Raw genomic sequence first — 16,766 nt, forward strand, 5'->3', positions numbered from 1 at the left:
GTTTCCTAATCAACTTTAATGAAATGATCTGTGCTAATATCAATTTGTACTAAGAAATACATTGACGTTTCGTCACGATTTCTAATGTGTTTTCGATTCAGAACGTTGTCTAATCCAATCCTGGCTTGTCCAAATATATATTGGTTATGCCGGTACAGAACTCCAAGTGATACTGCAAGAGTTTTTTCGACAACTCCCGACGGGAAGGACAACTTTACAAACGTTGAATCTTCGAAATCATTGGATGCCAAATTGCGTTCGCCTTGTTTGGCGAAAGTTGCATCCAGATCAAAAATCCATTTGGGTATTGGAAAATATTTAAGATTCAAATTCCATGATTCGCGGTCGTTTGATTCATTCCCCAAACCTCTGCCTTCATACGAATACGACTGCCATGGGCGCTTTTGTTTTACATTATAAGTGTAACTGCCGACATTCTCGTATTGTAAAGTCGAGTGTGTGTTCTGAACAAGAATATCGTTTCCTTGAACGGCAAACAAAAACCCAAGTCGGTCTGAAGAAGTCTTACGGTTCGGCGCGGGATCATTTGGCCCGTCCAAAATAAAATCATCAATGAGTATTTGACCCTTAAAATTAAATTTTCGCAGAGGAATAAAAAAGTCAAAAGCCAGGTTTTCATTCGCTTCTTTACCGTCATTAGTTTGCGCATTCATAAAAATACCGAATGGATTCATGTAAGAAAATTCAATAGATTGATTGGGTCCACCATAAACAACTGTTTCAGAAAACCCAAGATTGATACCGTTATTGAATTTTAAATCTAACCGATGAGCAGAAAAATAACGCTCCGCTGTGAGACCGCCGGATGCAACAGCATTTAGTTTTGCAAAAGTGCTGTGAAATGCGATGTGTTTCGTTTCAAAATTTAATCCAATTTGATCATAGGTATAAGGGTTATCTGATAAAATCAAACTTTGATTTGAAAAAGGAGCCCAATTGTGAGAAGTCCTGCCTATAAAAAAACCTAATTGACCGAATTTAAATATCCCATAGCCGTCTTCCAGTCGTGCTGCAATCCAATCCGCTTTTCTTCCGGAATACGTTGGATCGCTAAGTAATCCATTGTCAATCCGGCCACGCAAGAAAACGCCAAGATGATTCATGGAGTATGAGATTTCCGGATTAACAAAAAAGTCGGATTCAAAATGATTATCTTGGTAATAGTTCGAAGTTCCAGATGATGTTTTCACTGAGACGGCAACTTCCCTGTTATTATCAGAATCCAAAAAAGTAATCTCAGTTGCAAATTCTTTTCGCAGCAGTTCTATCCAATATTTTTCAGCCGGGGTAAGAGTTTCATTTTCGAGATTAATAAGTGCCTTTGCAAGATCGGCTCTATTATAAGGTTTAATCGAATAATACAAATCCTTCAGGTAACCGCGATCCTGAAGCAGTTGAATGTAAGTGTACGCCCAATGATCCGTATACAATAATGTTGACCCCATGTTCTCAGATGAAGACGGTGATTTATCCTGGGCAATAACATGCAAACAGGAAAACAAAAAAATATGAGATAAAAAATGGAGCACTCTATTAATCATCTTTATCATTTCGACTTGCGGCGGACGTACTGTCTGCTTTCTTATCATCAGTATTTTCATCATCATCAACAGGCACTTTTGCGTAAGAAAGGAATCTTACAAAAACGAATGCGAACATGCCGACAAAAAACAATACCCCCATGATAAATTTATTAGACTTGTTAAACGCGGCAAACAAAAAAGCCATCGAAGCAAAGAACAAACAGATTACATAAAGTACGATTACGGTTTTCTGATGGCTATATCCGTAAGAAAGTAATACGTGGTGGATGTGTTCTCTATCCGCTGTAAAAATATTTCTCTTTGCTTTGGCACGCCGTACAATAGCAAGCGCAGTATCTAAAACAGGGTATCCTAAAGCTATAAAAGGAACTAAAATAGCGAAGCTCACGGCAGATTTCTGCGAACTGATCAGCCCTAGTGCTGCAAGGACGAGGCCTATGAACATGCTGCCCGAATCGCCCATAAAAATTTTCGCAGGATAAAAATTATGCCTCAGGAAACCTAAAATACTTCCGGTTAGTCCAAAGCTTAATAATGCAACATAGGATTTGTCCAGATATAGCCCGATTAGAAATATCGTCATAGCCACGATCAGTGACACGCCCGAAGCAAGTCCGTCTAATCCGTCAACAAGATTAATGGCATTGATTACGCCGATTACCCAAAGAATAGTTAACGGATAACTAAATGCTCCTAGTTCAAAAGCTCCGCCGAATGGGTTCGATATGGCTTCAATATTGAAACCAAAAATAATAAGTATGACTGCGGAAAAAACCTGCGCGGCCAATTTGATCCAGGGGCGTATATTATAGATGTCATCCACGGCTCCTACGATTACAATAAAGGTAGATGCAACTAAAAGCCCGAGGATATTCATTTCTTTTTCTTCGAAAAAACGAGGGTACCCGAAATAAGCAATGATCAACGATATGCAAAAACCGACGTAGATGGCAATACCTCCCAGACGCGGGATTGCACGTGTGTGGACTTTACGCGCATCCGGTTTATCCAGAAACCCCCGCTCAATTAGCCTATCTTTTATGTAAGGCGTCAGAAAAAAAGAAATGCCCAATCCGGATATAAACACAAAGATGTAAGCAATCACTTTAGACCTCTGCTTTTTGTGTGGACGGTTCAGATCTTATCACAAGATCGTCATCTCGCCATGTAGCAGGAAAATGATAATCTGTATTTATTTTGAACATCTTTTTTGCTAAGACCAATAATGCAAATTGGGGTAAAGCCATCATTCGAGGCGCCCTAAATGGTTGTTGAAACAGGCGAAACAGCCACTCCAGATGTAATCGAAGCATCCACGCCGGCGGGCGGGGGACATTACCTGTTATGGCGTCGAAGCTGCCGCCCACACCCATACAGACAGGAATAATGACAACGTCTTTTTTGCTTCGACTTCGGATCATTTCAATCCAATTTTCCTGAATCAACGCACCCATGGCAACGAAAACAATATCCGGTTTTGTTGTCATGATGTCAGAAAGCGTTGCTTGAATGTCATTATCATTCTTGAAGTATCCGTTACGAAACCCGACAATGGTTGCACCAGGATAATCGCGATGAAAAATGTCTTTAGATTTTTCAACCGTTGCTTCTGAACTGCCAAGGAGGAAAACACGATATTTTTTTTCAGAGGCGAGTTTCATAATGTCACACATTAAATCACATCCGGGAATTGCGGAATATTTTATCCCGCTGAATTGCGTCATGGCCCACGCAATGCCGTATGCATCCGGATATAGGAGGTCCGAGGCCGCAATATGCTGCGCCAGGGTTTCTTCTTTTCTGGCTCGGCAAACTTTAATCGGATTCAAGGCCATCAAGTGGTTGGAATTTTTTCGTTCCGTAACCCAACTTGTTACCGTTTTCAATATGTCTTCACGTGACAAAGTGCTCGTCTGAAAACCTAACACGTTTATCGTCTTAGCTGATTTAATCATTGTTTTCTTAGCATTAAACTTTTTTTGTCCAGTCTACTTCAACAATGAAATTGCCGATCGCCAGCGCATGGATCTTACTTTGCGCAAATGCCGTAATGGCTTCTTCCGGAGATCGTACTATCGGTTCCTCATGCATATTGAAACTGGTGTTCACTAAAATGGAATGTCCTGTGAGCTTCTTGTATTCTTTCAGAATATGATAATACGACCGGTTTATTTCCTCAGTTACAATTTGTGGACGGGCTGTTTTGTCAACGTGGGTAATAGCGGGCGCCGTCTCTGAACATTTAGCAGTTACATTGTACGTGACGGTCATGAATTCAGCCGCATAATCGTGTTGTTTGTCGTAGTTGACCAAATATTCGTGCGCATCTTCTTTTAGCAGGACCGGAGCAAAAGGCATAAATTCCGTGCGGTTCAATTGTTCGTTCAGCCATGCATTAACCGTTCGATCCTGACAATGATACAAAATCGAACGATTACCAAGCGCGCGGGGTCCGTATTCCATTTTTCCGTTGAATCGTGCGACAATTTTCTTGTCGGCAAGAAGTTTTGCGATGGCGGCTTCGATGTTATCGGGGCGTGAGTATGTGAATCCTGATTTTTTTAGCGCAGTTTCAATTTCAGCCTCTGTATAATCCGATCCGAGATATACAGTTTGAAAACGATACGGTTTAAAATTGGAATGATTTTTTGCATAGATCTCGAACGCGGCTCCAGCGGCTAAACCGCCGTCACCCATGTTGGGGAAAACGTAAATTTCTTCAGCGTTTGTCTTTTCCCAAAGATCCTGGTTTAGTTTAACGTTTGCAAAGACTCCGCCGCTTAAGGCGATACGTTTAGCGCCTGTTTTCTTGCACGCATCAACCGCATATTGGCTTATCATTTCCTCAAAATTGCGTTGAATGCCGGCAGCAACGTCCTCTCTGGAATAAGGTTTTAGTAATTTTTCGAGAATGCGAATTTCAGCCTGAAGCCAGCCTCCCTTGTTGACAAAACTGAATTTTTTCGAATCGTAAGAAATTCGTTTGGCGAAAATATCTTTGGTTGCGTCTGCATTGCCGAAAGCGGCTAATCCGGTCACTTTACCTTCATGCCGTAGGGCAATGAACCCCAATATATGTGTAACGTAACAATAATAGAAGCCTGGAGAATGATAGGCGGGTATTGAATTGATCAATTGCATTTTACCGTCTTTACAATCGTAAATGCGGGAACACCACCCGTCGCCGCTCGCATCCAACGTCAATGTTAAACAATCGTTCCACCCGGAAGTAAAATAGGCGCCCGTTGCATGGGAAAGGTGATGATCAACAAAATGCGTCGGAGCGGTGATGTTATGCTCTTTTAACTTATTCTCAATTTCAGACGTACCGCGAAAAATTGAGCTCTCAAAAACCTTTCGAGTAGCTTTTGTTCCAATCCCAGTGCCCATAAGTATTCCGGTGAGAGGCGTATTACTTAGTTCCGCAAAAAATGTTCTAAAAAAACCGACCGATTCATAACCGAATTCCAAAGGCTTTGCCCGCGTTGAACTTGTTCCGGCAATCGCAACGGCGTCAATTTGTTCAGCGCGAATATTTGCCGATCGCAAGCACTCCGGAATCGATAAATCGGGGAATCCCCAATACATTTTTTTTCGGTTGAGGCGTTCTTCATTGATGGCCGTAACGATTTTTCCGTCAACGATAATGGCAGCACCTGCATCGTGCCCCGTGCTGAGTCCGAGAATAATCATGCAACTCCTTGATTCATTTTTTCATCATATACACAATAGGTGAGGGCATGGTACATCCATGCCTGCGACCATCGCATATAGGAAATCTTATTAGTAAAATATTTTCTTTTCTGAAAATAGAAAAAACCTTTTTCATCCTGCATATGCTGAATTACCCAATGCATCAATTTGTTTCGAATCGCCTCGGCCTGCGGATGAAAACGCTTTAATTTTGTAAGCGTTAGGAGGCCTTGTGCCGCGCTGTGAATATCAATCGGAAATACGCGATCGTGAAAATACTTCGGCGTACCGTTCTCAAGAAAAAAATGATTGATAAAAAAATCAAAACCTATAGTGAGATTTTTTTCAAACTCCTTGTCGCCGGTTGAATCAATAAAATGTTTCAGCGATTCCAAAACAAAACCGGTATGAAAACTGTCTATCCATTTCTGGATATTCGTCTCTGCATAATTCCATGAACCGTCGGCTTTTTGATACTTCATAACGTATCCAACGGCGCGTTTGGCTGTTTGTCTTAATTGCTCTTCACGTGTAAAAGAAAAAACTCGGGCCAACAGCCCGGCGCCAAGAATATTGGCATTATGAACTTTTAACTGATCAATCGGGGTGTAGCTGAAACAAATAAAATCACCATCTTCTGAACAGTGCAAATCCTTCAAAATAAAATCACACGCTCCGCGAGCGACGCGTAAATAGTTCTCGTATCCGGTTGCTTCGTATGCATCCAAAAAAGCATGCGCTACGTAGGACGTATTGACAACGGTCGGAGTGTATTTTGGAACGAAAAACACACGGCTTTGCCAATCGAAATTATAACCCCAGCAATTCCCAGAATAACCTTTACTGGATAATTGAGATAATAATGTAGTCAAAAATCCGAGTTTTTTCAAATAGTTTTTATCGGATGTGACACTCCAAAGGTGGGATGTTGCTGATAATAAAAGGCCAAGACCTTTTGGATTGTAGCCGCGTGGCACCAATAAAAGGGGACGTAGGTTCAGGGGTAAAATTTTTAGGGCTTGAATGAACGCAATACGCAAGCTCTTGTTTTTGAAGGACAATGCAGATAATAGAGGGGAATTCAAGGCGTCATAACAGTCGTAACCTTGATATTTTTCCTTTTCGATATAATTTTCTAAAGAACGAAGAGAATCAAGCGCGATTTCCATTAATTTTTATTATAATTTGTGTAACTGCTCAGGTATGAAAAATTTAACCACGGAGACACCGAGAACACCGAGTTTCACGAAGTCATTCCTTTGGTAACGCGGCAAATTTTTCAGTAACCAAAGATACTAAATATTCTTTTATGTTTTCACAATGAAAATTGATTAACAATCCTTTGGGTTTTAGTGTCAATTTCAAATATGATAAAAGTTGAGCTTTATACAATGGAATCAACTGCTCGACGGCTTTGAGTTCAACAATGATTACATCGTTAACAAGCACATCCAATTTTAAGCTTCCGCCTAAATCTTTTCCCTTATAAATAACCGGAACATAAACCTGTGACTTTACCAACAATCCTGCGCTTTTCATTTCGTCAATGAGACAAGATTCGTAAACGGATTCAAGCAATCCGGGGCCAAGATGTTTATGAACTTCAATGGCGCAGCCTATTATCTTATAAGAAATCTCATTTATTGACTTCTGCGTAATCATTTTCTCTGTGTTTCTCAGTGTTCTCCGTGTCTCTGTGGTGAGTAGTTACGATTTTTCACGAAAAAGGGATTCCTGTAAGCTTTCCGTATGAATCCGCGATAACCCGTTGAGAAATTCTTGCCTATTATCAAGGCTGATATCCACCGGGATTCCCAATGACAAAGACTCAAGTATTTTTAAAGTAGCGATGGTTACATTTACAGATTCCTGCAGGGAAATAGGAGAAGGAGAGCCGGTCAGGACGGATTCGATGAAAACATTCAATGCAAACTTATAACCTTTATCCTGCTTAGACCCGCCGAAGCTCCGCGTTTTTCCATTTCTCGAAAAGGTGACTTTGCAAAAATCATCGATAACAGCAACCGAATTCTCATTAAATATTTCGATGCGCTCTTTTGGAAATGATTTATCGCCCGATGCCGTATAAATGATCGACGCAATCGACCCGTCCCTGTATTTGAACGTAATACTTGTATTGTCTTTTCCCATCATATCATCCCGGGTTGACGTGACCACCTCAGCATACACCTTAATAGGAGTTGATCCGATGAGATAATTTATCAGATCAACAAAATGGCACACTTCGCCGATAATACGTCCTCCGCCTTCCACGGGATCCTGAGACCAGTGTTCTTTCGGAACAAAGCCGGCATTGACGCGGTAGGTGACAACGCAGGGTTGGATTTTTTTAGAGAAAAATTTTTTTGTTTCGACCACCGTGGGCGCAAAACGTCGGTTGAACCCAACCATGACCCGCGGCGAATGAGTTTCTGCTGTTTTGATGATATCCAGCAATTGTTCATAATTCAGTGCCAAGGGTTTTTCAACAAACACGGCTTTGTTTTGTTTCATTGCAGCTATAACATATGGCGCATGAAGATGATGGCGTGTTGTTATGAAAACACAGTCGATATCGCCGTGTTGAAGTATTTCGTTGTTGTCGGTCGTGGCGTTCAAGAATTTGAATTTTTTTGCCGCATTGGTTGACGTCAGGCCCTTCGACGTAGAAACCACTGACAAAAGTATTCTTTTGTCCTTTTTAAGCACGGGCAAAAGATAATTTTGCGCAAAATTACCCGCGCCGATGAAACCGACACGAACAGTTGGAGTTGGGGATGCTGAACCGGAAGTTTCGTTAACAATGAAATGTTTTTGAACCGCGAACTCACGGCGATGATCATATTCGAGCAAAATGCCAATAAATTTTTCTTTAGACTTTGTTTTGCCTGTAATCAGTTGATAGGCTTTATTCGCATCTTCGATTCTAAACCGATGCGATGTAATTTTTTTGAGATCGATCTTTTTATCAGAAGTGAGCTGGAGAAACGACTGCATATTTCTATTTTCCGTCCACCGCACGTAACCATACGGATAGTCGAGCCCTTTTTCCTCGTACGACGTGTCATAACGTCCAGGCCCGTATGACCTTGAAAAACGAATATCGATTTCTTTTTCGTAAAAAGGGCTGCGCGGTACATCCGCGGGAACGCCCCCCACGATGACCACGGAGCCTTTGTTGCGCGTGATATCGCCTGCGAGAATGACAGGCAGGTTTGTTTTGGTGGAGGCTGTAATAATTGCGCAATCGACACCATACCCGTCCGTCATCTTTTCGATTATCGGGAGATAATTACCGGCGGTCAGTAATGCATAATCCGCGCCCAATTCTTTTGCAAGGCTGCATGCGTCGGAGTCAATATCAAAACCGGTCACGATACACCCGGAAGCTTTGAGTATCTGAACCGTGATCAGTCCTATTAACCCCAATCCTATGACGGCAACTTTTTCTCCGACAACGAGTTGTGCCTGTCTGACGCCTTGCATAGCAATCGCGCCTAAAGTGGTGAAAGCGGCTTCATCCAACTCGACCGAGACTGGAATTTTAACGGCAAGATTGCGCGGAACAAAGATCGTTTCAGCGTGGGACGCATATCCCTGCCCTGCGCAAGCCACACGGTCGCCTACGGCAAATTCGTCCACATCCGGAGCTACTGCTGTCACAACGCCAGCGGAGCTGTATCCCATAGGCACCTGCGTATCTAATTTATTTTTTACCAGGCGAAACGTGCTGAGCAATCCTTCCCGTTTTGCGACAGCCATGACCTTTTTAACCAGATCAGGGCGGCTTTGCGCCTTGCCAACCAGTGATTTTTGCGCCGTCTCGACGGTGGTCTTTTCTGTGCCGGAACTAATCAGTGAAAAAACATTTCGAACCAATATGCCGCCCGGCATTAATGACGGCTCCGGCACGTCCTCCACTTTTAGTTCGCCGCTTTTGTAATTTTGTATAACCTGAAGCAAGGGTTAATCTCCGACTTTTTGAAGTTTAACGAAATAGATCATGCCGAATAGGCGGTAAGTTGACAATTTTTTGAAAAAATTAAACTTGGAGTACGGTGTTACGTAATACAACGAATCAATTTTTTTTAGATTGGTGGTTTCACATAGGTTATCAAATTCATCAGGCACATATTGATTTTTTTGAAATGCTAAGTAACCGGTTTTGAGATTAAAATAGGGGCTAATCATTTTCTTTAGCGTGAAATAAAGTTTCTCCGCTATTCTCATCAAACTTTTTTTATTTGGAACCGATACGATGGCTATGCCGTCGTTTTTAAGGACTCTTCTTATTTCTCGAATGGCTTCAATGTCTTTATCAAGCCATTCAAGAACACTGACGCAAGTAATGACGTCAAAATAGTTGTCTGGAAATTGCAGGTTGGTCGCGTCACCAATACTTAGTATTGCCTGTAAATTCCGCGACTGTAAGTAGCTATTAGCTTGCTGAATCATGTTTTCAGAAATATCTATTCCAAATACGGATGACCTTTGTTCACAAAAATAGGAGCTGATCATACCGCTTCCGCAACCAATGTCCAGAACCATCTTGCCTTTCAACTGGATATCGGAAGTCAATTTTGTGATCTTCTCTAATCGCTCCGAAAACAGGTTACTTTTGCTATAATTCTTATTCCAATTCCCTGCTAAAGTATTGAAATAACCTTTGATGTCCGATGTATCTGCCAATATGATCCTAGAACAATGTATAGATGAACGGCGCAAGTCCTGATCCTTGTGCAAATACCAATAGTAATCCAAACAGCACTAAAACAATGACCATCGGAATCATCCACCATAATTTTTTCATCCACAAAAAGCGGATCAATTCGCCAAGTATGCCTAACTTACTTACAAAACCCATTTCTATTCCTCATTTACGTTATGTTCTCAGGGCTTAATTCCTTCAACATGAAGTCCGCCCCGGGTATCTAAAATTTCGACATCAGGCAATCGTCCTTCTCTAAACGACCTTTCCTCAATTTGAGTGAAGCCTGCTGCCATTAGCATTTTCTTCATTTCGTCGAAATTATACATCCAGCGATGATTACTATATGCACTGAGGTAGCCACTGGATGAATTAGTCACATATTTTTCAATTGGAAGTATATCACCGCTGTCATAACAATGCAGAGCGTTACGAATTTTATCAACTTCTTCATCTAAGGAAGGTACGCATATTCGAATTATTCCGCCGTTCTTCATTACTCGAAAACAGTTCTTCAGAATAAAATTACAATGTTCCCGCGATAAATGCTCAAAAAAATGTGACGAATAAATGTTGGGTACAGTGGCGTTTGCAAATGGAATACCGTATTTGAAGTCGAAATGAATTATTTCCGTAGACTTTAGTTTTGTGATGAATGTGTTAACATCTACATTTTTAGAAGTATTCTGAAATCTATACATAAGCTTAATTATCGGTCTCGGCATATTCTTGACAACAACGGAAACGCCACCGTCAATGCCAATCCAATTGGAGGGGTTATCAAGGCCGCATCCAAGGTTGATTCCAGTATAACCTGCTTTAAACCCGTAAATTCTATTTCTTTTTAGCTTAAGTAGAAATGGATTTAAAATCTCCCAAGCGGTTAATTTCAACAAATCTTTAAAAAGCATGTCTAATTAAATAAATTGTATTTTACGATACACCAAATAGCTGAAAAACCGTCTTTCCAATTAATCTTTTTTCCTTCTTGATAAGTACGTCCATAATAAGAAATTCCAACCTCATAAATGCGAATATTCGGGATTTTTGCTATTTTCGCCGTAACCTCAGGTTCAAACCCAAAACGATTTTGTTCAAGCTGGATGTTTTGAATAACTTCTTTCCTAAACATTTTATAGCAGGTTTCCATGTCTGTCAGGTTTAGATTCGAAAACATATTTGACAACATGGTTAAGAACTGGTTTCCTTTGTAATGCCAGAAATAGAGTACCCTATGGGCGTCGCTCCCGCTAAAACGCGATCCGTACACGACGTCGGCTTTTCCTTCGATTATGGGTATCAGAAGTTTAGAGTATTCGTTGGGATCGTATTCCAAATCCGCATCCTGAACGACCATGAAGTCACCGGTCATTTGTTGAATTCCTGTTCGAATGGCTGCGCCTTTGCCTTTATTTACTTCATGATAAATCACTTTATCAACCTTACTTTCTAATTCAGTGCTTAGTATCGACCGGGTATGGTCTTTCGAACAATCGTCCACAATAATGATTTCTTTGTCAATGTTTGCATTTTTGTATAGAATAGGAGCATTCAAAACGGCATCAACAATGCCTCGAATAGTCTTTTCCTCGTTATATACGGGAACGATAATTGATAATTTCACTTGGCAACCTCTGTGAATTGACGTGTCGTGCTTTGCAACACTGATAAAGTTTCAGTTACACATTTTATCCACGAAAAAAAATTGACCCTCTCTTTGCCGGCTTGAATTAATTGGCGCTTTAAGCTGGGGTCTTGCAAGATTTTGGATATCGCTCCTGCAAGCTCGTCGACATTTAAAGGATCCACCAATAAGCCCGCATCTTTGATCATTTCCGGAAACGAGTGAACATTGGACGCCACTATCGGAACTCCTGCGGACATAGCTTCAAATAGGGGATTGCCAAAACTCTCGTACGATGAAGGAAATACAAAAATCTCACATTTTTTGTATAGGTACTTAAGTTTGTCATGTCCCAGAAAACCGGGCATAATGACACGTTTCTCCAGTTTCAGATCTTTTATCATATTTCGTAGGCGTTGTTCATAGCTGTCTTTTGTGCTAAGCCCCTTGCCGACTAAAATTAATTGATGTGGAATGTTGTATCGCTTCACGAGATCCTTAAAAGCTAAAATTAATTTATCCTGATTTTTGTATTCCCAGAGCGCAGATACGTAAAGGAAAAAAGGAGCATTAATTCCAAGAGAGTTAAAAACCTCAGCGTATTCGCGTTCATCATATTCTTTTTCGAATAATGAAGTATTTACGCCATGATGGATCACCTTCACTTTAGCCGGATCAGTTTTGATATAATTGCAAATATCTTTTTTAATGTCTTCCGATGGGGCAATGATCTTTTTTGCCCGTCGCGCGGAGCGGGGTGTAAGCCATTTCCGGTACCGTAACCTTGTTTTGTCGATAGCGTATGGATAATGATAATAAAGCATGCTGCGGATCGCTACGGCATAAGGCACCGGACAATAAAAAGAAGCAAAGTTGTTGGGATAATACATAATATCAATTTTATACTTGGTTATCAGTGACGGTAATTTGATATGTTCACCCGCCAATCTGCGAAAAACATTTGCCGAAGTATTTGGGACTGATATTTTTTTAAAGTTTTGCTCCTTTAAGGGCAGGATATCTCCTTCAGCATCACTGACAAAGAAATAAAATTCATTTTCTCTGTCGATTTCCTGCAATGTTCGTGCAAGATTAATGATATAGGTCTGTCCACCGGTATCCTGTGAGATCGCGCCTAAGGCGCAGATGCCTATGCGCATGTAGTCAGTTTTTTACTTTTGTGTATGAATTAGAAATAATGGTCCTCAGGAGCACTTCAGCCGCTCTATAGTTGCCCAGTTCATTCCAGTGTACTCCATTGTATAAATCGGATGTTTCAGGTTTTTGACTTTTGAGCGAATCGAGGAAATTTATGTACGCTATATTTTCTTTTCTGCAAAATTCGGCAAGAATGGCCTCCGGTTTTGATCGATCCCATAAGGTATCGTTCACCTTATATGACTTCTGTGTGGCAGTCCAATTTGGTTCATAAATCTGAAATTTGTCGGGTATAGAGAATAATAAGAAGTCTGAGCCAAGTTTTTCGGTAGTTTTTTTAGTAGCCCTTAATATCTCTTTAGTTATAGTCCATGCTGTGTCGGTCGCAGAGTCGTACGTTCTATCATAAATGCTGAATGAAGCCGGCGCACGGCCCTTTTGCGTAGCCATTTCAGCCGTCTCGACCGAAACGAGGCCAGACGAACCCAGAAACGCCGTCACATTCGGCATCTTGGATAAAACATTATTTAAAATAAACTGATAAATCGCCAGTCCCCGAAACAGGTCTTTGAAAGATTCACTGGACGGCGGTTCGGGTAATGGCATATTTGTTAAAATGAGAGTGTCATTTTGAATTTCAAATTTGGGTTTTGAATAATTACCATATTTATTTTGCGCATTATAATAGACATCATTGGTTGGATAGATCATCATGATCACCAGGTCAGGAGAATACTTATACCCTTCAAGACGATAAAAAAGATATTCCTGATCGTTACTATAACCTCCTGTTCCTGCATTGATTACTTCTATGCGAATAGCATCCTTATAATATTTATTTAGTTGATTCTCTATAATGGTAGTAAACAGCGATTCAAATTCGACGTCATAACCTTCAGTGAAGGAATCTCCTAAAAAAAGTATCCGATAGGTGTTTGCCGGTTTATCATACCCGTAATCTGTACTGCGCAGGCCTTTTGAATTTAACTTTTCATGTATTTTTACATTTCCGCGTTGAAAGTAACCCTCTACATCCGGTTTTTTTTCCCATCCTAGAACTTCGTGGTATTGGGAAAACTTCCTTAAATAGGTTGCGGGTTGAACGCCAATTAACCTCAATCCTATCTCGATAAGTACAAAGGACAGTACTATTCCAATACCTATTGCCAACAAATAAAAGCTAAATTGTCTAATGGTAAATCTCCTTAAGATGCCGGTTTAACAGGGTTGAATGAAATGTTGCGGCTATCGAATAATAGGCAAATACTAAGAATACTCCATATATAAATTCCAAACGTCGTTTGAGAAACGGTATAACCAGTCATACTCATAATACAAAAGCATAGCAGCAAAATTACTGCAAATAGATTTAAACTCTTAAAATGAGGATTCAATGTGGTACTTCTGTTGTTGACTAATTGGAAAAACAAACGTGCCAGCATTATCAGGAAGATAACAAAACCAATAAAACCTGTTCTTACGATAATATCTATATACTCGTTATGCGCCGCTATGCCGTATCCTGTTCCGAATAATTTTTGGTTGATATCCATATTATCAATAACATCAAATGCATCCTGCCACATGTAGATCCGCCCGCCGCCGGCAAATCGAAACAATTTGTCTTGTTTACCGGATCTTTCGTATTCTTCTATCGCGCGGAACTCCTTCCATGATCTTTGTCTAAAATCTTCGTTATTTATTATCCACAAGACGAGAAGAGGGGCAACAATAAGCACCAGGAGATATTTTCTGTAATAAAAAATTACCCACATAACGCCAAATACGAAAACAACCAAATACATGATTCGAGTAAGCGCCAAATAAAGAAATAACAAATTCGCGGCAATCAGCAAAAGGGCAAATAATTTCTTAAAAAAAATCTTTTCCTGCCCTCCACGGTCGTAGTTCAAAAACTGCAGGTAGAACACAGAGACCGTAAAGCCGATGAATGCGTTGATGGACAATCCGCCGGCATCGTGGTAAATGCCTGCGAACCTTTCAACATCCTGACCGATGGTAACATTATAACCCCCGAAGACAAACAAAAAAATTGATAAGATCGTCGGGGTGATAGCGGAATAAAAAAGAGTCTTTATGATAAGCACATCGTCTCCCTCGCGATCAAATACAAAAGGCAGCGCCAGGAAAATGAAGAAGCCGTTCAGCAGTTTAAAAAAATAGGTTAAGCCTCCAAAGACATTCCCTAAAGCAAAACTGTCAAGAAAAATAATAAAAATGCTTATAAGATTTATAAAAATAAAAAGCAGAACGCCTGAATTTCTTGAATTCACTTTGAATATTTTTGGAGTCATTGCGAAATAGACCAGACATAGAAATGGAATGATGAAGCCGGTAATCTTCAGCAGATTTAGTGAAATGGAACCAAAAGAAAATAACTGGGTATCCCAGGCAAGATCGATGATGGGCTTTAAGAATAATAATGCGATGAAGCCCGACCGATAATTTCTCGTAAACAAAAAAAGCAGAGCAAAAAAAGCGATTAAGGAAACTATTCCTGTGATTTCCAGATTGATTACTGCCCATAAGCCTACCAACATGATTACAAAAATAAAAAATAATTTCTTTATATTTAACAAATTGGTTTCCATGCGGTCTTACTGAAAACGGTTAGTTGGAAATACACGTAATGAAATTCTTGAAATCACATCTGCGGAAAATAGAATCCAGACCATATGGTAAGGTATAGCATGCCTTGTATGGGACCAAAATAACCAAGAGATCAACACAAATGAGATAATTAGTAAAATAAATATAAAGGAATGGTTCCTCTTTCCGATATTAACGCCTAACCCAATTAAACCCAACAATAACAGCGGAACGTAAGAAAGTGTGTGAATCCACTGGCGAAGTTGAGAGTTTTTGTCCGCAGTATATTCTGTTTTCGGATTGTACGTGAAGCCGAAAAGGCCAAGGTTCTTGTAATACAGCGACTTTGCGAAATCCAAAGGATGTTCACGGATAAACTTGATCGCGTTTTCCATAAAATAGCGGTCTTGTTCGACTGTATTTTTGTGTTTTAGTTCCTCCACATCTGCTTTGGGGATCAAAGAGAACATTCTTCGTTCAATTTTGTCAACGGAGAGGTCTGGAAAAATTGACGGATCGTAAGTAAACTGATTATTGCCCGTCCAAATCGTTCGTCCCGTGGCATCCGAGAGAGAGAGATTATCATATTTGCTATAGTGGAATATAAGCCAGGGTAACAACATGAAAAACGAAATGGCTGCAAAAAAGGACGTGTGAATAAAATGCCGGCGCCGGTTTTGAAAAAGTAAGTAAAGGACTATCAATGGAATAAATAAGATAATGGTCTGGCGTGTCATAAGGGATAAACCAATAAACAGGGCAGAAAAAAAAGTGTCATAAAAGGTACTCGTTTTAAGGCTTCTTAACAAAAATAAAATCCCTAAACACAAAAACGGCATAAATAAATTATCATCGCTCACATTGCCCGCACGTGTAAGGAAATGCGGATACACGCAGGCGATTACGGCAGCTATCGAAGCCGTTTTTGAATCCCATACATACCGGCCTATCAAAAAAATCAGCACAGGTAGGGTAGCACCGATAATAGACTGAACCATGATAAAAAGGAAACTATGGTCGCCAAATAAGAATAACATGCCGGTGTAAAAGAACGTATAGAGCGGAGGCCTAAACGTGATTAAATTCTGAATCAAAACTTCTTTGTTATTAGTATATCTCCAGAAATAGCCATCTCCATTTATTAAATTTTCAGCGAAATCACGAAAGCCATAAGCGCCTCCCAATACTTGATCCACGTACAGGCTGGCCGTCATTCTTAATACAAATCCAACAGCAAAAATCACAATCAAAAACGTTCGCGTGTCCCTGCAGCCAAACAGACTTATTTCCGCTTTAGATGTATCCATTAAGTCTCTGACGCTTTCGGGACTATGGTTGTCTTGAAGTCAATATATTTTTCATAATCATAGTAAGGGATAAAGAGTTTCTGAGTACGATACGTCAATAT

Annotated in this window: 14 protein-coding genes; all 14 read right to left on the minus strand. The window is 40.3% G+C overall.

Annotation, left to right across the window (positions count from 1 at the left end; translation table 11 throughout):
- Nucleotides 1-5: 5 nt before the first annotated feature.
- The 14 genes from F9K33_05885 to F9K33_05950 all read right to left on the minus strand — a co-directional run bounded on the left by F9K33_05885 (nt 6) and on the right by F9K33_05950 (nt 16,665).
- The gene (locus tag F9K33_05885; protein KAB2880334.1) at nt 6-1,628 is read right to left on the minus strand and encodes a capsule assembly Wzi family protein; all 1,623 of its coding nucleotides are present in this window, start codon (nt 1,626-1,628) and stop codon (nt 6-8) included.
- Nucleotides 1,555-2,670, minus strand: a complete 1,116-nt coding sequence (locus tag F9K33_05890; protein KAB2880335.1) for an undecaprenyl/decaprenyl-phosphate alpha-N-acetylglucosaminyl 1-phosphate transferase — start codon at nt 2,668-2,670, stop codon at nt 1,555-1,557. Before F9K33_05890 ends, F9K33_05885 begins: the two co-directional genes overlap by 74 nt.
- Before the next feature lies 1 nt (nt 2,671).
- Nucleotides 2,672-3,520, minus strand: coding sequence for a WecB/TagA/CpsF family glycosyltransferase (locus F9K33_05895; protein KAB2880336.1), 849 nt, complete (start codon nt 3,518-3,520; stop codon nt 2,672-2,674).
- 13 nt (nt 3,521-3,533) lie between these two features.
- Nucleotides 3,534-5,258 carry a hypothetical protein gene (locus F9K33_05900; protein ID KAB2880337.1) on the minus strand — a complete coding sequence of 575 codons (1,725 nt, stop codon included), beginning with the start codon at nt 5,256-5,258 and terminating at the stop codon, nt 3,534-3,536.
- Nucleotides 5,255-6,427: a delta-aminolevulinic acid dehydratase gene (locus F9K33_05905; GenBank protein KAB2880338.1), complete on the minus strand. Its 1,173-nt coding sequence runs from the start codon at nt 6,425-6,427 to the stop codon at nt 5,255-5,257. Before F9K33_05905 ends, F9K33_05900 begins: the two co-directional genes overlap by 4 nt.
- A gap of 82 nt (nt 6,428-6,509) precedes the next feature.
- A complete protein-coding gene (locus F9K33_05910) occupies nt 6,510-6,920 on the minus strand; it encodes a GxxExxY protein (GenBank protein KAB2880339.1) in 411 nt (136 codons plus the stop codon).
- 45 nt (nt 6,921-6,965) lie between these two features.
- Nucleotides 6,966-9,221, minus strand: a complete 2,256-nt coding sequence (locus tag F9K33_05915) for a zinc-binding dehydrogenase (GenBank protein KAB2880340.1) — start codon at nt 9,219-9,221, stop codon at nt 6,966-6,968.
- A gap of 3 nt (nt 9,222-9,224) precedes the next feature.
- Nucleotides 9,225-10,019: a methyltransferase domain-containing protein gene (locus F9K33_05920; GenBank protein KAB2880341.1), complete on the minus strand. Its 795-nt coding sequence runs from the start codon at nt 10,017-10,019 to the stop codon at nt 9,225-9,227.
- Nucleotides 10,020-10,148: 129 nt separating this feature from the next.
- Nucleotides 10,149-10,877: a methyltransferase domain-containing protein gene (locus F9K33_05925; GenBank protein ID KAB2880342.1), complete on the minus strand. Its 729-nt coding sequence runs from the start codon at nt 10,875-10,877 to the stop codon at nt 10,149-10,151.
- A 2-nt stretch (nt 10,878-10,879) separates the two neighbouring features.
- The gene (locus F9K33_05930; protein KAB2880343.1) at nt 10,880-11,590 is read right to left on the minus strand and encodes a glycosyltransferase family 2 protein; all 711 of its coding nucleotides are present in this window, start codon (nt 11,588-11,590) and stop codon (nt 10,880-10,882) included.
- Nucleotides 11,587-12,750 carry a glycosyltransferase family 4 protein gene (locus tag F9K33_05935; GenBank protein KAB2880344.1) on the minus strand — a complete coding sequence of 388 codons (1,164 nt, stop codon included), beginning with the start codon at nt 12,748-12,750 and terminating at the stop codon, nt 11,587-11,589. Before F9K33_05935 ends, F9K33_05930 begins: the two co-directional genes overlap by 4 nt.
- A 4-nt stretch (nt 12,751-12,754) precedes the next feature.
- Entirely contained in the window at nt 12,755-13,960 is a 1,206-nt protein-coding gene (locus tag F9K33_05940; protein ID KAB2880345.1) for a hypothetical protein, read from the minus strand.
- Nucleotides 13,954-15,360, minus strand: a complete 1,407-nt coding sequence (locus F9K33_05945) for an O-antigen ligase family protein (GenBank protein KAB2880346.1) — start codon at nt 15,358-15,360, stop codon at nt 13,954-13,956. The genes F9K33_05940 and F9K33_05945 overlap by 7 nt, the downstream gene beginning before the upstream one ends.
- Before the next feature lie 6 nt (nt 15,361-15,366).
- Nucleotides 15,367-16,665 (minus strand): glycosyltransferase family 39 protein, encoded by a 1,299-nt coding sequence (locus F9K33_05950; GenBank protein KAB2880347.1) that lies wholly within the window; start codon nt 16,663-16,665, stop codon nt 15,367-15,369.
- Between the last annotated feature and the right edge of the window lie 101 nt (nt 16,666-16,766).

The sequence above is a fragment of the bacterium genome (assembly GCA_008933615.1).
Taxonomy (GTDB): domain Bacteria; phylum CLD3; class CLD3; order SB21; family SB21; genus SB21.